Here is a 19,639-nt window from a genome sequence, read left to right as displayed (position 1 = left end):
CGGATTTGAGTCAATCATTAAATGTATTGAACTAATCTATCGCAATTAAAGGGTATAGTTTTGTTATAAATCAATAAAACATAAAACCATGAGCGATAGTAGTAATACAATTTTAGGAATCTTGGCTGGAACGGCCATAGGAGCAACGATAGGAATTTTGTTCGCTCCGGATAAAGGAACAGCAACCCGAAAAAAATTGGTGGAACAATCCAACAGCTTGGTAGACGATGTGGCCCAAAGTACCACACAGTTGAAAAATCAAGTAGTGGAAAAATTCAGTTCCAAAACCAGTTCTTTAGAGGATGAAGTAGAGTCTTTGGTCTCCTCTGCAAGTTATAAGGCAGAAGATGTGATCACAACATTGGAATCAAAGTTGAAAGAGCTTAAGGCCAAAAACAAGAAACTACAAACAGCCGCTAAATAAATGAGTTCCATCAATAACATAGGGAAAGTCACAACAGAGTCAATAGACAACTCCCAAGAATATGTAAAAAATTCTTGGGAGTACTACAAATTGAAACTGTTCATGCACACCGCCGAGCTGAGCATTGGCAGTGTAAAACTGGCCTTTTTCTCTATCTTGGGAATGATGGCCGTTGCACTCTTCTCCATTGCCTTGGCCATTTATTTGGGCAATATCCTTGAAAACAGGGCCTTGGGATATGCGCTTACCGGCATTTTGTACATCATATTGATGGTTGTGGTCTACACCCTTTTCAAAAATAAAGTGGAAAAAAGAATCATTCAAAAACTTTCAAAAACCATTTTAAGGGATGAGTAAGACCGATTTTACATCCATGAGGGAAATAAAACAGGAGTTGAAAATCTTGAGACTCAAAAAAGATATCAACTTAGAGGCACTCAAGTCCAATAAAAATGAGTTTGAGGATTTTGTGCAACCATTGACGGTTGCAAACCGAATTCTCAGCCCACTAAAAGGCTTTATCTTCGCCTACCTTCTCAAAAGATTGTTCCGATAAGCAGCAAGCGGCTTTCTACGCCACTTTTACACTGATCGGGAAATTCTTGTTGATTTTGGAAAACAGCAATGCGCCATTGACAGGTTTAGTAATCAAATCATTGGCCCCTAACCTAAAAATCTCCTTGCGTGTGTCACTGGTATTGTCCGCAGTGAGCACAATTATAGGAATTTGAGCATCACAATTGGCCCTACCAGAACGAATCATGGAGGTTGTCTCAAAACCATCCATCTCTGGCATCTGTAAATCCATTAGCACAAGATCAAAGCTTTGCTTTTCCATAATTTCCAAAGCCTCCTTGCCATGATTGGCAATGGTCAGGCTCACATTCTCGCACTTTTTGAACAATAACTTTACCACAGTCTGGTTCATCTTGTTGTCCTCCACCAGAAGAATTCGGTTTGCGCCCAAACCAGTGGACTTCATGGGGTCCATCTGTAGGTTTTGGGAAAGCTCCACATGGTCTTCATCCACTTCAAACCCAAGGCTCAAATGACATGTAATACCCTGTTGCGCGTTATTCTTTATTTCAATGGTTCCTTCCTGTAAATCAACATAGGTCTTTACAATATAGAGTCCCAATCCAAGACCGCTGAACTCACGCTTGTCCATAAAGGATTTTTTGGTAAAGGATTCAAAAATGGTACTCATTTTCTCTTTGGAAATTCCAATTCCCGTGTCCTTAATTTCAAAATCCAGATGAACAGCTTCTTTCCCTTTTCGTTTAGCATGAATTTTAACCACTACACTTCCGCTATTGGTGAATTTGATGGCATTGTCCAGCAAGTGGTTGAGAATTTGGACCAATTTTCCTTTATCGCCCACAATTCTATTGGGTAAACTTTGGGGAATCTCAAATTTGAAATCCAAATTTTTGGCTTCAGCCTTTGGCTGTTGAATTTTTATGACCTTTTCTAAAGTTGATGGAAGGTCAAAGGACACTTCTTTTAACTCTTGATTTCCTTTTTCAATCACCGTAAAGTCAAGGATATCTTCAATATAGCCCAACAAGTTTTTAGAAGAACTTAAAATAAGCTTGCACTTCTCTTCCAAATCCTCCTCTTCCTTGTTCTGTTGCAATGAAGTGGCCACCCCCATAATCAGATTCAGGGGAGTTCGAAGCTCGTGGCTGATATTTGATAGGAAAGATGATTTAATCTCGTTCATGTCCTCAGCACGCTGAAGGGCTAATACCTGGTTGTGTTCATTTTCCATACGTAAACTCCGGATCCGGTTGCTCATGGAAATGGATAGGAAAATAATCTCAAATCCAATCCCAAACTTGGCACCGTTATCTGTAAAAAATGAGTTTTCAATGGTGTTGAAATTATTCAGGATAAAAACTACAAACCCAAAGACCAGAAAAGATATACCTATCACAAAATACGGGTCTACCTTCACCCCTTTCACTTTCATCACCACTAGGGATGCAATCATGTGAACCAAAACCAGAATACCTATGCCATTTGCCATTGGATAGCAATATTGAAACCAAGATGGCACCGCTGCCAACAAAAAAGTGCCTAAGATTATGGCGACGCTCAAAAATTTTCTGGAAACATGTAAAAATGGGCTGTTCTTTTTTAGGTTCAGGAATTTATCGCCATATATACCAAAGAAAAACAATGATATAAATGCGGTGAGCAACACGGCCCTATCGGAGAGCCAGCCGGCCTGCGGGGTAAAGTATTGGTGAAAAAATCCATCCAAGGAAAACTGCATGAGTGCTATGAAAAGTACATACAGGCCATAATAGATAAATGCACTATCCTTCAATGCAAAAAAGAAAAACAGATAGATGATACAAGCCAGAATAAGAATCCCGTAAAAGAAGCCATAAAATATCTGCTCTTTATAGGTCAGATTGATGAATTGATCCTTTTGGTACAGCTCCAACGGAAACATGACTACCTCACCATCACTTTTAATATGGATGTATGCCTCCACCTTTTGGTGCGGGGCCAGTTTAATATCAAAAATGGATTTTCTATGTTGTACGCTCTTTTCTACAAAAGGAATTTTATCACCGCTCTGTTCATAGTTTACACTCCCGTTCTCTTGGACCAGATACAGGTCGACTACATCGGTAATGGGTCTAGCGGTTTCCAAAAAGTATTCTATTGCTTTGGAGGAAGGATTTTCCAACGAAAAGGTCAACCAATAATGATTATTTGAAAAACCAACATTCTCTTCCAAATTGGAGAGTGGTACAAAAGATAGATTGGGATTGTTTCGAATCTCATCAAAATCATATTCCTTTTGGCCAGCCAAAAGAATGGATGCCTTTGAACGAATTGATGTTGAATTGGAAATTTTGGATTCTTGCTGTGCTTGGGCATTCAATGCAATTGGAAAGATGCACAGAAGAGCCTGCAAAACAATTATAACTGCCGAGGGCAACAGTTTTGTTCGGTAACACATAACAGTAGGTTTCGTTGATACCACCCTTTGGGAAAGTGGATTTTGTTTGTTTCAATTCAAACGAATAGCATTTGAATTTATGATATAAAGTTCCGAAACGCCCTTAAAACCTCAATATCTGACGGATGTTCCGCATATTACCTCGATGAATGGTACCTTTTAAAAAAACTTGGTTCCCATTTTTCAATGTAATTCCATAATCCAATGGAAAAACAGAAAAGAGAACCAAGCAACTGACTAAAATTTAGGTCTTCGGAAAAAGCTTCAAAATTCGTGCATTCCACATAGCTGTCCCAAAAACCAAACTCTTACTACTATGATTAATTTTCCAATTTAAAGGCACCTATTTTTGTGGAATAATTCTCCCCACCTTTTTTGAAATAATCCCCAACATACCAAATGGTCATATCATCACTTGGGTCCATGGCGGTTTGCGTATAATCTTCCCAACGGAGTGTGTTTTTCTGTGAATCTTCACCATCCACCAAAACGGCTTCTTTCATTGTCAGGACACCCAGCTTATCGCCTGAAAGTCGACCTGCAAAACGCTGCCCTGGAAATTCGGTGGCACTGCCGAAAGAATAACCAATGCCGATATTTCCTTTGGCGTCCATTGCCGGACTCGCCATCCATCTATAAGAGGCATCAGGAGCAAATGTACTTTGTTGATAGAGTTTTACATCTCTATTCTTATCCAATCGAAATTCATACCAACGAACTCCTCCGCTGGTGGCGGTATTTACGGAATGAACCGCAACAATGGACTCCGTTTTCCCGATTCTTCGATAAATTAGGCGTGACATGATTTTGTCTCCTTGGGAATCCAGACGTACATCGGTTCCAGGTTGGGGAACACAGCTCGTTAATTGTCCTCCACAGAGATAGCTGTAGGGTTCCACCTGAATTTTCTCCGGACCATCAAGCGTGGTGTTTGATGGATTTTCCCAATCCACATGGTACTTCCAGACATAAATGCCATCGTCTTCCAGAATTCCTTCTAACTGTGTTCCTCCTGTGCCTAACATAATGTTTGGGGCTCCAGGTGGCGGTAATTGCTTTCCATCCAAATCGGCATTGATGACAAAATTGATATCCTGAAGTATAAAGGATTGTTCCGTGGCTTTTTCGCCCTTGAGCATTTTTTCGCGATCCACAACATAAGCATGCCTTTCGTTCACGTGATCTCCGGTACTGGTGGTAGTGTAATATCCATCAGGCCAAACTGCAGGACGCGGATAGTCTGGAAATAAGTCTCTTTTAAACTCATACCGATAGTAGGGACCAAAGGGGTCTGAACTTGTACTGATGGCGTAGCACATGCAAAAAGTGCCATCCAACTCAGTGGGTTGCTGTCTTTCTTCCTCATAGTTGGAGGAAGGTTCATACAATTTTACGGCTTTGCCTGGTTGGTCCAGTCTGGTCGCAATTGTATCGGTTCTTGACTGCATTCTGCGGAATGTAGGCATAACAATCAACCAGCGATCGGCCAACTGGTCGTAACGTACCACTGCATCACCATTATTGATTCTTTCGCAGGGTCCTCCAAATCCTTTGAATACATTGTTGGTATTCACTGGGCCATATAGTACCTCACCAGAAGTATCATATTTTTCACCCTTTTTAGTGAAAATCGCCATTCTGGTGTTCACCGTTTGAACCACGTGGTTGGGACCAACGGCAAGCGAATTATCCGATGGGTTTCGGAGCGTTGCCGCTCCATGGGGTCCGTTGAAACCCCATCCAATCCCATCAAAACTGGTAACCAATGTCGGAGAATTTTGACTTCCATGAAACGATTGTTCCACAAAATTCTGTTTGCTTTCCACTCCAATTTCAGAAGAGTTTACAAGGCTATTGCTTGTTGCAAAGCCAGATGTCAAATTTGTCGCTTTATAGATTGAGGTAAGTGGTTCAGAGGTGTCAAATCGCACAGGTTCGTAATTTCCAATGCTCTTCAGGGATGTGTTTTGAGCCATACAAGTGATGGTCAACAGCAAAAAAGAGGCAAGCAAAAGATTTTTCATACTAGTTTCCGGTTCTTTCTGGTTAGGTGTTCATTTTGATTGTTCAAGTTATCAACATTCCACATCCCAACGAAATATATTATTAACATTTACTGGTACTATGTTGTCGAATAATCACTGTTTTTAGAAACTGGCTTATCTACATTCCCTTCAAATTTCACTGGTGCCATAAAACATTTCCGCCCTACAAACTCCAGTTGAAGCGAGGGCGGATTGATATGCTAAACTATTTTTAAAGACTAGCTGCTTAGGGTAAAGTCTGGCAAGCTTATTTGTTTGCCTCCTTGTAATGCCGACTCGTGCGCCAAAATACCTACACAGGTAATGTTGGCTGACTGCTGGGCGTTTGGATAAGGCTCTTTCTCCTGTATCAATGCATTCACAAATTCATGGACCAAATGAGGGTGTGAACCTCCATGCCCGGCTCCTTGTGTGAAGGATAAGTGCTGATTATCATCCGTATCGTACACTCCTTTGGTGGTAAAGCGTTGGATTTCTTCTGGCAAATACTTGGCATAATCTGGAGATTCCACTTCTTCGGGTATTTCAGGTTCCGGCTTTTTTGAGGTATGAACCACCAGTGGATGCCCTTCAATAAGCGGCCATTCCACTGATTTTTTGGAACCATACACTTCAAAACTTTCACGGTATTGACGTGCTACATCAAAAAGTGATCGGTACACATGCGCACTTAAATCTGAATTTTTGAATTTAATATGGGTGCTTTCCACTGCAAATGGAGAATTGTAAATCGGGATAAGTTCTTCCCGAATAGTTCCAGAACCAAAACAGGACACATATTCGGCCTCACCCTGGGTCAACGCCAAAACAGGCCCCACACAATGGGTGGCATAGTGCATTGGGGGAAGTCCCGGCCAATAATTGGGCCATCCGTCCATATCTTGTTGGTGACTGGCTTTTAAATACTGGATTTTCCCCAATTCGCCTTTGTCATACAGCTCTTTCATGAATAAAAACTCCCGAGCATAAACCACGGTTTCCATCATCATATAGGTCAAACCCGTTTCCTTGACCAATTCCACGATTTGCTTGCACTCTTCCACGGTAGTTGCCATGGGCACGGTACAAGCAACATGCTTTCCTGCTTTTAGCGCCTTAATGGATTGTTCCCCGTGATTTGGAATGGGGGTGTTGATATGGACCGCATCAATCGCTGGGTCTTTTAAGAGCTCATCGTAATCTGTGTATCGTACATCAATTCCAAATTCGTCACCAATGGCGTTCATTTTTTCCTCGTTACGCTGACAAATGGCATACATTTCCGCGTTGGGGTGCTTTTGATAAATTGGAATGAATTCTGCTCCGAAACCAAGACCAACAATGGCCACATTAATCTTTTTACTCATATTTTATATTTTAATAATTCTGATAAAATAAGCTTCTTAATTTGAGGCCCATTTTTTTAAAAATTGAAGTCCGTCTTTAGCGAAATTGTCTTGGGTATCCGCTTTAGGGGTCCAAAAACAAACCGCTCCTGCCAATTCCACATTTTGGGTGGTAAAACTTTCAATGGAAACCACACCTTGATAGTTGATGGCTTCGAGCCCTCTTTTGTAGGCATTCCAAGGGGTTTGACCGGTTCCTGGGGCACCTCTGTAATTTTCGGATACCTGAACGTGAATCAGCTCATCTCCAGCGGCTTTGATAGCACTTTCCACATCGCGTTCTTCAATGCTCATATGGAAACTATCAATCATAACTTTGGCAGCAGAATGATTGATGTCCTTTACCATTCTTAGCGCATCATCCGTAGTGTTCACCAAGTCAGATTCAAACCTGTTCAATGGCTCCAAGGCTATTTTCAACCCTCTATTTTCGGCCATTTCACAAACGGTTCTTAAGTTCTTTACGGCTAAATCCCATTCCGCCTTTCTTTGTTCCGGCGGCAACATACGCGCCTTCCCTACAGCTGAATACATGGGTCCCGCAAAAAAGGAAACCCCCAATTCCTCGCAGATATCAAGGCAATCCTCAATATAAGAAAGTCCATTTTTTTGAACTTCCACAGATTCGTTGGTCAAATCCCGAGAACTTCCAAACGCCCCACAAATGGTGACATCAAGGTTATAACGGTCTAAGCCCGACTTCACTTTTTTTAGGTCTATCAATGTAGGATCCTCAACGGCAATTTCAACAACATCAAATCCTAATTGGGATATTTTTGGAAAAAGTTCTTCGATGGTTTCCGTGGTAAAAGGAGAAGCCCATAACCACGTACTTGCACCAAACTTTATATTTTTTAAAGCCATGTATTTTAATTGTCAATTATCATCATGCGTCGTCAGCAATACAGCTGCATAGCCTCCCTTGTTTTTAAAATATAGGATAAGGGCCATATAGCTAATGAACATTAAGATTGGAAAGATAACAATGTACTGCAATGCTTCTTTTTTGGACTGATGTTGAACCTCTGTAATGGTTTCAATCTCAGCCTCGGATGCCATCGCCAGCTTTTGTTTATCCAAGGCCCTGTAATCACCAAAGACACTGGTTTTTTCATCTGTGATATATTTCTGACTCAATTCCGTATTCTGAGCCTTATCATAGTCAGAAATTCCTTTTTCGATGGAGCTATCCTGAATAAATCCAATGATTCCCGCTCCAATGACACCTGCAGCGATCATACCCAATCCGCCGGTAATATTCAGGGTCAAGGCCCCTCCCTTTGGAAAGCGTTCTGCGACCACACCGAGCATGGTGGGCCAGAAAAAGGATTTACCAAATCCATAAATGGTGGCTGCAACCAAAATCATTACGCCTGCAGACTGGGAAAGGAAAAATAGTCCAACCGCGGCAACCAATGAACAAATGGCCAATAACCCAAGGGGTGATACCTTATGGATGATAGGTCCAGCAAACAAACGCAACACAAACATAATTGCGGAGGTATAGACCAGAACCCATCCTGCCTGTAACCCAATTTTGGTCATGGCCGGTGTCATTAAATCGGTAATCCAGCTATCCGTACCGAGTTCTGTTACAGCCAATGGTATCATAATAATCAAAAGTATTACGAACAATGGCTGGCCAAAACTTCGCGTATAAAGTCCAAATAATACAGTAATCAGCAAGATGATGGCCACATTCAACCAAAGGGTCCATCCGAATACTTCGCCTAATTGAAAGACTACTATGGATACAATGATAAGTGCTCCGGCCGCACCAACTTCCTGCAACATTTCCTTATAGGAAACACCGGCCTGTACCCGTTCATTCACTGGGAATTTGCGACGCAACATCATAACACCGTATATCACTGTTGGAATCAATGTCAAGGCAATTTTATATTCCCAAGCCATTTCGGCACCCATGATCAATGCAAAAACGCCGCCCAATACCAAACCTCCTGGCCAACCTGCATGCAGCATATTCAACCATTTGGTTTTTTCTTTGGCGAACATGGTGGCCACCACTGGATTTACAACGGCTTCCACCACTCCATTTCCAATGGCCCCAATAAAAGTGGCCAAATACAACGAGCTATAGCCCGTAGCGGTAACGGTAAGAATTACGGAAGCGACATGACATACAAATGCAAATCCCAATGAGGTTTTGTATCCTATTTTGTCGACCACAAGGCTGAAAAGAACAATACTAATGGCAAAAGGCCAAAGTCCAACTCCTGAAATTTCCCCTAATTGGGTCTGCGTTAAATTAAAATCCACCCCCCATTGCGGCAAAACAATAGCCCGAAGGATAAAGCCAAATGCTGTGGTTACCAAGGCAACAAAACACGTTAGGAACAACAGTCTATCTGGCGCGGAAGCAGTTTGATTATTCATACTTTACTTACTAATTGGTTGATTAATTTACCCGCAGTACACCTTGCATAATTCGCCAGTGACCCGGGAACGTACAGATATAGGGATAGTCTCCTGCCTTATTTGGCAATTTTATGGTCAATGTGTAACTACCTCCTGAATTAATTAAAGGCGTTGCTGCGATAACCTCAGGCATTTGAGGCACATATTCCAGTTCTTGTCCATTACTGGCCATTGCCAATTTATCGGCCTCTGCTCCAACCTTTTCTTTGGTTCCAGGTTGAACAAGTACCAAATTGTGCTGCATAAAATCAGGGTTGTTCAGAACAATCTGAATGGTGCTACCCGCTTTGGCCGTAATCAATTCTTTGTCATACTTCATAACATCCTTCAATGTGTTCAAGACGATGACTTGATCAACATCTTCCACAACATCTGTGGCCGCGGAGGTATCCAAAATTTCCAATTTACCATTACTGAAAGAAGTTGTTCTGGAATAGAATAAATCCGGATAATCGGCCACTTTATCAGCGCCGGTGCTTCTTTCAAAACCAACCCTTACACCACGTTCATTTTCCAAATCAGTTTTGAAAAGACCCGCCGTCTGAGCCGAACCGACTTCCTCTCCATCAATCACCAACTTCATGACACCATCTTCCTCTAATCCTGCCACAAACTTGAAGTTTTTGGGAAGTCGTTTGGAATTCACCACTTTATAGGTTCTGCCATTTTGGTTGATGACAAAATTCAATTTTCCATCCATAAAGAACAGTCCATACCCATTTCTTCGGTTTCCTTGGACCATGATAAGTCCTGAATGCTCTTCGGATGAATTATTTTCGATATCCCCAGAAACAATCCATTCTCTATTGGCCACTTCTGGAGTCAACGGTACTGCACGTCTCCACGTTCTGCGAAGTTGTACCATATTCAGTTGGGAACCATAGGCCAATTTTTGGGCCAATGAAGCCTCCAATAAGGAAGGATTCTGCTTATACCCCCTTTTGGCAAACTCTGCCTTGAATCCGTCTGCATTTAGCTTACCGGAAATGGTCAAGGCGTGTTTCAACCACATATCGCTGAAGTTTTCTTCCTTCTCAGCCATATCTACCAACACTTTTCCAATCGCATCTGATGGCGGCAATTCAGTAGTGAACAGCGCTGCTGCCAATCGTACCCGATAATCCTCATCAGCAAAGAGCCCTGCTTTTTCAATGGCTTCAAACGTTTCCATATTTTTAGGCAACACCTGAATGGCTGCGCGCCTAACCCCTGCTGTTGGATGGGACAATGCTTTTTTGGCAACGTCCAAGGCCTCTTGGTTAGAACCATCAAAGGCACCCAAACCATGAAGCGTCCATAAAGCATGAATAGCAGGTGCATTGATTCCTACTTCATCAACAGATTCATCTTTTACCAACCCATACAATTCAGAAAATACAGAAGTATCTCCATTTTCTACCAACAATCGTTGTGCATGCGTTCTCCAAAACATGTTGTTGTTAGATAATGCTTTAACAAGACCTTGTTTGTCGTCTTTATTTAATTTAAGTGTGTTTTGCTTGTCATGCCCTTTGTAAACCACGCGATAGATACGTCCACGAGAACGGTCCCTCAACGGATTCACATAGGCATTTCCGTAGCCATTCATGGCATCAACCCCAGCTGAATTCACGGATGGAGTTGGGTTATGCTGAATGATAAAATTGTACCAGTCCGCAATCCAAACAGCTCCATCAGGACCAACTTCAGCTTGAATAGGGCCTGCCCACTCGTCACCACTTGTCAATAAATTCCAGCCATCACCATCTTCAATAAATCCGGCTCCTTCTTGTTTCAGCCTTACCCTGTGCACCAATCTTCCTGTTGGTTCGGTGACAAAGGCCACACTGTTCCAGTATGATTTTGGAAAATCCCTGGCCGTGTACAAGCTATGACCTGCTGCTGCAGTAAATCCTCCCATTACATCTACCTGACGAAGGGCTTTGATGGCATAACGCATGTCGTAATGGGCATCTAATTTGATGACACCATTTTCATCGATGTCAGACTTCTCGAAATATCTTTTCGGTATACCAAAAAATGCGGTATGTGTATTGTTGGCCGTAGAAATAAAGACATCAAATTCTTCCGAAAAACCCAATCCCCATGTATTGTTTGATGCATCTCCCAAATGCTCAATGTCTCTCGTATTTGGGTCGAACTTGTACATGGCATTGTCAAACTTCAAGGAATCCGCGCCACCTTGTTGGGACACGCCTTCAAATCCAGAATACCCTACCATTCCCCAAATATAGTTGTCCAAACCATATCGCAAGTTTGACGATTGTGCATGGGTGTCATGTTTTCCCCAACCGGGTAAAATATCTTCCCTAACATCAGCAACGTCATCACCATCAGTGTCCTTTAGGAACAAAAATGATGGAGATTGGCTTACAATGATGCCGCCATTGGAGAACACAAAACTGGTAGGAATGTTCAATTTTTCTGCGAACGTTGTTACTTTATCCGCTTTTCCATCACCATCGGTATCTTCCAATATTTTTATGCGGTCATCCCCCATGTCATCGTCCTTAACTTCGTTTGGATAATCAACCGTTTCAATAACCCAAAGTCTACCTTTCTCATCCCAGTTCATATACATAGGATTGTAAAGCATAGGCTCTGATGCAAATAACTTCAACTCAAATCCTACCGGGACTTGCATTAAAGACATCGACTCTTCTGGAGTCAAAGGTTGCTGTACCCGTGGTGCAGGGTCCCTTTTCTCGTAGTTGGGCACAAGCCCATCCGTATATTCCGGTTCAGCGATAAAAACCTTTTCAAGATTTGCTTTGGCTTCGTCCCCAACGGACCACATGATTCCATTCTTTACCAAGTCTAAAAAGCCTTGCGTATTGAATGTTACCTCATCATGTCCATAAGCGGTATAAAACACACGACCTTCACCATAAGGCCTAATCCATGTATAAGGTTCATGGTGATCCCCCTCAACACGTTCTGTCAACACCTCAATATTGGGTGAAATTTTATCGTGCACATAGGTTTCATCGAAGGTTTTAAATTCGGTGATGCCTTGCATTACCTCATGCTCTGGCTTTACAATTACGTTTTGAATGGTATCGTACTCGTGGCTCTTGAATTGCCCCCCTATCATCTCAACAACCTCATCATTATTTCTAAAACAAAAAGAGGCACAGTGCAATGCGATCAACCCTTTTCCACCCCTAACATAGCCCAAAAGTGCTTCGGCCTGAGGGTCGGTAATGGAATCATGGTTTGCATAAACCACCAAGCCTGCATACTGGTCCAGATTCTCTTTGGTTAAATCATCTGGATCATCGGTAAATGAAATGTTGATTCCGCTTCTAAAATATTCTCTAGATAGAATACTTGCCAACTGTTCTGAGTTGTGATGGGAATTTGTTTTATGGCCCAAAAAGAGAATCTCCATTCTCTTTGGAGTGTTGTCTTCGGTTTTAGATTTCTTGCTGTTACATGAGGTTATCATGATGCACAGCGAAGCCAAAAAGGCTACCCTTAGCCAGGTTTTTTTAGTCTGCATTTAGTTAAAATTGGTTACTATTTGATTTCGTTTTGATTTAACTCTTAAAAATGACCCATAAACCCTAAAGTGTATCAGTGCACTTTTCCAAAAGATAAACTTGTAGAAGCAAACAACCTAAAAAATAAAGTGTTGGCTTCACACTTTTTAAAAATAAGCTTTTTTTTCAAATTGTCATTTTTTTCGCTTAGCAGTAATCAAAAAAACATTCTTTTTAGGATAATATTAACAAGTTTGAGGTTTTATAAGGCTTTTTTGAAAAATATTAAGAATTCAGTTAAACTTGAGCCCAGTGTTCGTCTGTGCTAAGCCGAATGACGCAATTATTTATATCACTGGCATGTTCCCGAAATTAATTCTGGAGACACCGCTCGCAAATTGACTTTGATTTAGAGGTAGAATCAAAAAAAGACGAGCAGGAAATTTTAGAAAAAAAACACTGATAATCATAAGATCAACAGTGTTTATTTTAGAAGTTTAAGTCGGGATGACTGGATTCACTTCGTGCATCCAAAAATGATTATTGCAAATTAAAGCCTTGCTTTAATTTTATCTAAAACAAAAAAGTTCTCTTTAGAAAGCAACCTTTCTGCGAGAACTTTTCAGCTTTATCTTGTCGGGATGACTGAATCATCGACGTAATCTTATCGCATTGAAAATCATTGTTTTAACCCTGTAATCCTGAAGGTATTCCCGTTAAGAACACGGAAAGCAAAAAACAACTTTTGAACACAACCTTTATGTGTTTCAAACTGTCCAAATTTAAGAAATCAAAAATTCCTATTGTAGGAAAACACAGAAAATTTCAAAATGTAAAATCAAATAGATTTGCCTAGATTTAATGAACAAAAGAATAGTGAAAAATAAAAGGGTTATTCCCAAAACACTTTTAGAGCAATAAGCATAACATGATCAAAACGCTTTTTACAGAATTCAGGACATTGACGTTGATTGTAATTATCATACTTCTCACTATTACAATTGCTTTAGTCTTTAACTGGTTCCTAAACCGTTTTATCAAAAAATCCTTGCTGAACCATCACAAGGATTTGACCGGGTTTCTCTTTATCAAACATATTTCTACCGCACTGATCTATGTGGTGGGCATTGCATGTGCCTTGGTACAGATTCCTGAATTCAAAATTGTCGGTCATTCCCTTTTGGCAGGTGCCGGCGTTGTTTCCCTGATTGCAGGTCTTGCATCCCAACAAGCGCTTAGCAATATCATGAGCGGCATCTTGATTGTCATCTTTAAACCTTTCCGCGTGAATGACAAGATTACCATCCGTGAAAGTTTTACTGGAATTGTTGAAGACATAAACCTACGTCAAGTCGTGATTCGTGATTTTGAGAACAATAGAATCATTGTCCCCAATTCAGTGATAAGTTCCGATTTGATCATCAACGCCCATTTGGGGGATACCAAGTGTTGCAAAATGATCGACATTGGCATAGGATATTCCTCAAATGTGGAAAAAGCCTTGGATATCATGAAGGAAGAAGTAGCGAAACACCCACTGCATATCGATCCCAGAAACAAGGAGGATTTGGAGAACAAAGTTCCTCCTGTGATTGCCAGGGTAACGGCCCTTAACGATTCATCCGTGAACCTGCGGGTTTGGGCGTGGGCAGCCAATTCTGCCGATGCGTTTATCCTTCAATGCGACCTTTTACAGAGTATCAAGAAAAGGTTTGATGATGCAGGTATCGAAATCCCATTCCCCCAAAGAACCGTTACATTCCCCAATACCATGGACAAAAATGAAATCTAATGGAAATCAAGAACACCAACCACGTCTATAAAAAAAATTTAAAACCATCGGAACGTTTCGCCATATGGATTACGGATCGAATTGGGACCATCGGTTTTTTTATTCTTATCCTAGCATGGACCATATTTTGGCTAGGATGGAACATGTTCGCACCCGTCAACTTCCGGTTTGATCCCTATCCCGCTTTTGTGCTTTGGCTGTTCATTTCCAATATGATCCAAATATTCCTGATGCCCTTGTTGATGGTAGGTCAAAACCTTCAGGCCAAAAGAGCGGAGATCAGGGCTGAAAACGACTACAACGTCAACATCAAGGCCGAAAAGGAAATTGCGCTTTTGATGAAGGAAATCAAGGAATTGAAAAAAATGCTTTCGGAAAAATCATCAAAGTAAAGCCTAATTTTTTTCTTCTAGGATTTCCATAAGCTTTGGTATTTTCTTCAAGGTAGACTCGTAACCGATTTTAAAAAGTGTTTTGGATTCCTTGATGTCAAACATATTGAAACGATAGCTGTCCTCAATTTCCAAGGCCAAATCGCATTCCTTGAGGCGGGGATAGACAGTGTTCCAAATGGCCAATTGAAAACAACGTGAACCAACATTCCGTCTTCCCTGGATATCATACCTCTCTTCATGGGGACAGACACTGGAACCGATAACAGTATCACAGCTGGCCATCAGGGGCTCAATGGGCAAATTATTCAACAAACCCCCATCGACATAGGTATATCCATTGTGAACAATAGGTTTGAACAGTAATGGTAAGGCGCATGATGCCAACAAGGGAACGATGAAACTACCCTCTGAGGCTATTTCAAACTTTCCTGAATTGATATTGGACATACAAACATGAAGTCTATTCCTAGGATTCTCGTGCCCAGGTATATGAATATGGGCTTCCAGAAATCTCTTCAAAAAGGTAAGCTCGGTAACTCCCTTATTGAAGATTCCCAATTTAAAGATCTTTAAAAACTCCTTTTCGTGTGAAAGGTCAAGAATCTCCAACGGGGTATATCCAAAACAGTACAATGCCGCGATGATACTTCCCGCACTGGATCCGGAAACATCCTCTGGAAATATTCCGTGCTCATTCAGGGCCTGAAGGACCCCTATATGGGCAGCTCCCCTTGCACCTCCTCCTGACAAAGCAATTCCAATCAATGGCATCTTTTAAATTGTTTCTACTCCTTCAACAATTTAAGTATAATTGGAAGTACCACCAATAGCAATGGCAATGCAAAGACCAACCCCCCAATAACGGCAATAGCCAAGGGCTGGTGCAACTGGGCCCCTGCTCCGATACCCAGGGCCAAGGGGATCAAGGCCATGATTGCGGCAGTGGCTGTCATTAATTTGGGCCGCAATCGTTGCGCTATGGAATATTCGATCTTTTGAAGATGTGATAACGAAACATCACATTCTTGGTACTGTCGATAGGTAAAAATGGCATTCTCCCCGATAATCCCAACTATCATAATGATACCAGTGTAACTCCCTACGTTCAAAGGTGTTCCTGTCAATAATAGACTCAACAGACAACCTGCAACCCCTAAAATGGCAATGAATATGATGGCAAGAGCAATCTTGATCTTTCTGAACAGAAACAATATGACGGTAAAGACCAACAGTACCGCGGCAATCAAAATGAGCATCAATTCCTTAAAAGCCTGTTGTTGTTGCTGGTATTCCCCACCATATTCAATATGATACCCCGGGGGAAGACTGATTTTCGTGGACAGATTGTTTCGGATATCGGTCAAGGTCGACCCCAGGTCCCTATTGTTCAAGCGAGCCGTAACGACCCCCATGGATTTTTGGTTTTCCCGATTGATTTCTGCCACTCCCTTCCCTATTTCAATTTTTGCCAACTTTTGTAAGGGTACAATATCCCCACTGGGCAATTGCAGGGTCATTTGTTGGATATCCGAAACCGAATTGGTGTTGGTACCGGGAAACACCAACCGGATGTTCACGGCCTGTTCCCTTTCAATGATACTACTGATGACCACCCCTTGTATCTGGGTTTCCATTTGCGTTTGAAAATCGGCAGGGGTCAATCCCAATTGTGCCAAAATGGGTACGTTGGGCTGTATGAGCACCTCGGGGCCCGCCACAATGATTCCGTCGCTCACATCGGCCGTACCATTTACCTGCTCCACCAATGTTGCGATCTGCCTGGAAAAAGCCTCCAATTTGCCAATATCATCACCAAATACTTTAATCTCGATAGGTTGTACGGAACTCATAAGATCTCCCAACATATCACCGATCACCTGACCAAAATCTACCGTCAGCGGTGGCACCGCCGCTTCAATTCGGCTCCTGATCTCATCGGAGACCTCAGTGGTGGTCTTTTTCCGTTTATCCTTTAGTTTTATTAGATAATCCCCTCGGTTCTGTTCGGTTATAAAAAACCCCATTTGTGTACCCAAGCGTGCAGAATAGGCCTCCACCTCCGGTTGCTCGTCCAAAATCCGGTTGACCTCCTGTAGCATCCGATCCGTCTCCTCCAAAGTGGTTCCCGCAGGACTGTAATAGTCCAAAACAATGCTACCTTCATCCATTTCCGGTAAAAATCCGGACGCCAATTTCGAGGGAACCAGCCAAATGATGACCAAACATCCCAGGACAAAAAGAACCCCAATCACTGGTCTGGTCAGAACCATATGGATCCATTGGGTATTCGTATGATGTTTTTTCGTACTTTTCTTTTTGGAGGCAAACAGCATCGAAAGTACGGGTACCACAAGCCATGTCACCAAAAAGGAACAGGCCAACGCAATGATCATACTAAACGCCATCACCTTGAAATAGGCCCCTGCCACCCCTGTCATCAACACAAAGGGAATAAAAATCACCAATGTGCTCAAGGACGACCCTACCATGGCCGGAAATAAATGGGCAATGGCCTCCTTGGACCACCATGCAGCGTTCTGGTCTGGATGCTCCTCTTTGATCTTATGCACCTGTTCCACGATGATGACCACATCGTCTATCATCAGGCCAATGGCAGCAGCTATGGCACCAAGGGTCATGATATTGAAAGTGTAACCAATGGCATCCAAAACAATAAGGGTCAAGGAAAGGGAAAGGGGAATGGTAAAAAGTACCACCATACTGGCCGAAAAAGACCGTAGGAACAGGATGACCACCAATAGGGCCAGTACCAGACCTATCCAAAGTACATCCTTAATACTACTGATACTGGTATTGACAAAATCCGCTTGTTTGTAATAGGGTAAGAGTTTTACACCCTTTGGGAGAATGGACTCCAGTTCCCTCACCTTTTTTTCAATAGTGTTGTTGACCTCCACAAGGTTGGCATTGGGCTGTTTGATTACAGTGATCAGGGGAACATTTTTACCATTGGCCAGGATCTTGGTGTAGGATTTGGCCTCGGTCACTTTGACCTCGGCAATATCCTTCAACCGGATCAAACGATTTGGGGAGTTGATGATGACCAGGTTGCGAAGATCATCCAGATCATCGATGGCATTGTCGGTCAGGGTAAGGTACAATCGATTATAATCCGAGGCATATCCGTTGGGTTGGAGGATATTGGAATTTACTACGGCACTGGTAACCGCAGCAATGGAAATACCAAGGGTATGGATGACATACGGTTTCAACTCAATTTGGTATTCCTTGTCCTTGCCCCCTATCACCGCAATGTCCGATACCCCCGGCGTCGCGGCCAAATAGGGTTTTATCTGATATTTCGCTATTTTTTTCAAATCCACTTGGGAAAGCCCCTCTCCTTCCAGGGAATACCCCATTACCGGCAGAATGGAGGGGTTCATTTTCTCTACGGATGTGGTCGTATTGGGCAAAATATCCCCTTGTGACTGGTTGATAAAGGATTCAATCTGCGATTTGGCCGTATTGATATCGGTACTCCAATCCAAAAAGACCGAAATCTCACAACTGCCCCTTGAGGTGGTACTACGGATATATTGTAACCCTTCCGTTCTTCGGATGATATTTTCCAAGGGGATGGTCACCGTGGTCATCATTTTGTCCACAGGTTGCTGACCCGCATCCGCGATCACTTTGATCTTCGGAAAGGTGATATCGGGAAACAATCCCGTCTTCAGTCCCCTATAGGAAAAAACACCCCCGATCAATAACATCAGGGCTATGGCCAAAAGCGGGTATTTGTATTTGGAGTAGGAAAGCTTCATTATTTTTCGATACTGACTTTGGTGGAATCCTGCATTTGATAACTGCCCTCGGTCACCACCTTGTCATAGATTCCCAGGTTTTTTGACATGACCTCGATCAAGGAATCGTTTTTGAGGCCCGTCTCGACATTTTGTCTGACCGCCAGGGTGTCACCCAAGACCTTCATGACCCAAAAATCGGTCAACAATTCATTGGATTGTAGGGCGTAGTGTGGCACGGCTATGGCATTCTTTTTTTCCTTGTAGACCGTCTTGACCTGCACGTTCAGGTTTTCAGGAAGTTCTTGGTCGGGGAGTTCGATCAAAAATTGTTGGGATTGAGGAACGGGGTCGATCACTGGAAGGATGGCCGATATTTTGGCCTGGATGACCGTTCCGTTCTGCAACATGATCTCGCATAGGGTCCCGATATCGATATGGTCCCCATACTCATAGGGCACGTTGACTTGGACCACGAGGGACCTTGGCTCTGAAATTATGGCCAGCACATCCCCTTCCGCCACATAATCATTACGCTGCACATTGAGTTGGGCTATGACCCCAGTACCATTGCTAATGACTGAAATAGGCCCTGAAAGCTTGGCCAAGGTACTGTCGATCCTTACGGCTTCGGCCAGCGCATCCTGTTCTTTTGTCCTGACCGTGGCAAAGGTTTGTCCAGCACGGATATGGGACCCCAATTTATGGGGCAACCAAGAGACATATCCCGTAACATTGGAACGCACATTCTCCTTTTTCTGGTACAGGGTCACTCCATTGAAGGTAATATATTCCTTGATGTCACCTTGTTGAACCGCAGCGGTCTTTACCTGAATGGGCACTTCCGATGTGGTTGTGGTTTGGGGGTCACTTTTACAGGAACCCGCGGAGGTCAAGACCCATATGTAAAGAAAGGTGTACCATAACTTTTTCATC

Annotated in this window: 14 protein-coding genes; 5 read left to right on the top strand and 9 right to left on the bottom strand. The window is 42.5% G+C overall.

Annotation, left to right across the window (positions count from 1 at the left end; genetic code table 11):
• The first annotated feature begins 88 nt into the window (after positions 1-88).
• The 3 genes from ACFSJE_RS00145 to ACFSJE_RS00135 are packed head-to-tail and all read left to right on the top strand — an operon-like array spanning position 89 to position 980.
• Entirely contained in the window at positions 89-424 is a 336-nt protein-coding gene (locus ACFSJE_RS00145; protein WP_379828882.1) for a YtxH domain-containing protein, read from the top strand.
• Entirely contained in the window at positions 425-781 is a 357-nt protein-coding gene (locus ACFSJE_RS00140) for a hypothetical protein (protein ID WP_379828881.1), read from the top strand.
• Complete coding sequence (locus ACFSJE_RS00135; RefSeq protein ID WP_379828879.1) at positions 774-980, top strand: hypothetical protein; 207 nt, start codon at positions 774-776, stop codon at positions 978-980. The genes ACFSJE_RS00140 and ACFSJE_RS00135 overlap by 8 nt, the downstream gene beginning before the upstream one ends.
• Positions 981-995: 15 nt before the next feature.
• Here the strand turns inward: ACFSJE_RS00135 and ACFSJE_RS00130 are convergent, their stop codons facing one another.
• From ACFSJE_RS00130 to ACFSJE_RS00105, 6 genes are all read right to left on the bottom strand, one after another.
• Positions 996-3,401, bottom strand: a complete 2,406-nt coding sequence (locus ACFSJE_RS00130) for a hybrid sensor histidine kinase/response regulator (protein WP_379828877.1) — start codon at positions 3,399-3,401, stop codon at positions 996-998.
• A gap of 320 nt (positions 3,402-3,721) precedes the next feature.
• Entirely contained in the window at positions 3,722-5,425 is a 1,704-nt protein-coding gene (locus tag ACFSJE_RS00125; RefSeq protein WP_379828875.1) for a hypothetical protein, read from the bottom strand.
• 239 nt (positions 5,426-5,664) lie between these two features.
• The gene (locus ACFSJE_RS00120; RefSeq protein WP_379828874.1) at positions 5,665-6,792 is read right to left on the bottom strand and encodes a Gfo/Idh/MocA family oxidoreductase; all 1,128 of its coding nucleotides are present in this window, start codon (positions 6,790-6,792) and stop codon (positions 5,665-5,667) included.
• 36 nt (positions 6,793-6,828) lie between these two features.
• Positions 6,829-7,695 (bottom strand): sugar phosphate isomerase/epimerase family protein, encoded by an 867-nt coding sequence (locus ACFSJE_RS00115; protein ID WP_379828873.1) that lies wholly within the window; start codon positions 7,693-7,695, stop codon positions 6,829-6,831.
• Between the two features lie 12 nt (positions 7,696-7,707).
• Complete coding sequence (locus ACFSJE_RS00110; RefSeq protein WP_379828871.1) at positions 7,708-9,228, bottom strand: MFS transporter; 1,521 nt, start codon at positions 9,226-9,228, stop codon at positions 7,708-7,710.
• Positions 9,229-9,250: 22 nt separating this feature from the next.
• Positions 9,251-12,772 carry a PVC-type heme-binding CxxCH protein gene (locus ACFSJE_RS00105; protein WP_379828869.1) on the bottom strand — a complete coding sequence of 1,174 codons (3,522 nt, stop codon included), beginning with the start codon at positions 12,770-12,772 and terminating at the stop codon, positions 9,251-9,253.
• A 908-nt stretch (positions 12,773-13,680) separates the two neighbouring features.
• Between ACFSJE_RS00105 and ACFSJE_RS00100 the strand changes: the two genes are divergently transcribed.
• Together ACFSJE_RS00100 and ACFSJE_RS00095 are read left to right on the top strand one after the other, a co-directional pair.
• Entirely contained in the window at positions 13,681-14,544 is an 864-nt protein-coding gene (locus ACFSJE_RS00100; protein ID WP_379828868.1) for a mechanosensitive ion channel family protein, read from the top strand.
• Positions 14,544-14,936: a DUF1003 domain-containing protein gene (locus ACFSJE_RS00095; protein ID WP_379828866.1), complete on the top strand. Its 393-nt coding sequence runs from the start codon at positions 14,544-14,546 to the stop codon at positions 14,934-14,936. The genes ACFSJE_RS00100 and ACFSJE_RS00095 overlap by 1 nt, the downstream gene beginning before the upstream one ends.
• A 3-nt stretch (positions 14,937-14,939) precedes the next feature.
• Here the strand turns inward: ACFSJE_RS00095 and ACFSJE_RS00090 are convergent, their stop codons facing one another.
• Genes ACFSJE_RS00090 through ACFSJE_RS00080 form a run of 3 tightly spaced genes read right to left on the bottom strand, consistent with a single transcriptional unit; the run spans position 14,940 to position 19,638 of the window.
• Positions 14,940-15,710, bottom strand: a complete 771-nt coding sequence (locus ACFSJE_RS00090; protein WP_379828865.1) for a patatin-like phospholipase family protein — start codon at positions 15,708-15,710, stop codon at positions 14,940-14,942.
• 14 nt (positions 15,711-15,724) lie between these two features.
• Positions 15,725-18,724 (bottom strand): efflux RND transporter permease subunit, encoded by a 3,000-nt coding sequence (locus ACFSJE_RS00085; protein ID WP_379828863.1) that lies wholly within the window; start codon positions 18,722-18,724, stop codon positions 15,725-15,727.
• Complete coding sequence (locus ACFSJE_RS00080) at positions 18,724-19,638, bottom strand: efflux RND transporter periplasmic adaptor subunit (protein ID WP_379828862.1); 915 nt, start codon at positions 19,636-19,638, stop codon at positions 18,724-18,726. Before ACFSJE_RS00080 ends, ACFSJE_RS00085 begins: the two co-directional genes overlap by 1 nt.
• Between the last annotated feature and the right edge of the window lies 1 nt (position 19,639).

It is taken from the genome of Flagellimonas iocasae (genome assembly GCF_042682725.1).
Lineage (GTDB): Bacteria > Bacteroidota > Bacteroidia > Flavobacteriales > Flavobacteriaceae > Flagellimonas > Flagellimonas iocasae.
This window is presented reverse-complemented; position numbering and strand designations above follow the sequence as displayed.

Bases quoted from the DNA above. Each gene is read 5' to 3' on its own strand.
- ACFSJE_RS00140 (WP_379828881.1), top strand. From the start codon at position 425: ATGAGTTCCATCAATAACATAGGGAAAGTCACAACAGAGTCAATAGAC.
- ACFSJE_RS00115 (WP_379828873.1), bottom strand. From the start codon at position 7,695: ATGGCTTTAAAAAATATAAAGTTTGGTGCAAGTACGTGGTTATGGGCT.
- ACFSJE_RS00135 (WP_379828879.1), top strand. From the start codon at position 774: ATGAGTAAGACCGATTTTACATCCATGAGGGAAATAAAACAGGAGTTG.
- ACFSJE_RS00145 (WP_379828882.1), top strand. From the start codon at position 89: ATGAGCGATAGTAGTAATACAATTTTAGGAATCTTGGCTGGAACGGCC.
- ACFSJE_RS00125 (WP_379828875.1), bottom strand. From the start codon at position 5,425: ATGAAAAATCTTTTGCTTGCCTCTTTTTTGCTGTTGACCATCACTTGT.
- ACFSJE_RS00080 (WP_379828862.1), bottom strand. From the start codon at position 19,638: ATGAAAAAGTTATGGTACACCTTTCTTTACATATGGGTCTTGACCTCC.
- ACFSJE_RS00085 (WP_379828863.1), bottom strand. From the start codon at position 18,724: ATGAAGCTTTCCTACTCCAAATACAAATACCCGCTTTTGGCCATAGCC.
- ACFSJE_RS00120 (WP_379828874.1), bottom strand. From the start codon at position 6,792: ATGAGTAAAAAGATTAATGTGGCCATTGTTGGTCTTGGTTTCGGAGCA.
- ACFSJE_RS00110 (WP_379828871.1), bottom strand. From the start codon at position 9,228: ATGAATAATCAAACTGCTTCCGCGCCAGATAGACTGTTGTTCCTAACG.
- ACFSJE_RS00090 (WP_379828865.1), bottom strand. From the start codon at position 15,710: ATGCCATTGATTGGAATTGCTTTGTCAGGAGGAGGTGCAAGGGGAGCT.
- ACFSJE_RS00100 (WP_379828868.1), top strand. From the start codon at position 13,681: ATGATCAAAACGCTTTTTACAGAATTCAGGACATTGACGTTGATTGTA.
- ACFSJE_RS00095 (WP_379828866.1), top strand. From the start codon at position 14,544: ATGGAAATCAAGAACACCAACCACGTCTATAAAAAAAATTTAAAACCA.
- ACFSJE_RS00130 (WP_379828877.1), bottom strand. From the start codon at position 3,401: ATGTGTTACCGAACAAAACTGTTGCCCTCGGCAGTTATAATTGTTTTG.
- ACFSJE_RS00105 (WP_379828869.1), bottom strand. From the start codon at position 12,772: ATGCAGACTAAAAAAACCTGGCTAAGGGTAGCCTTTTTGGCTTCGCTG.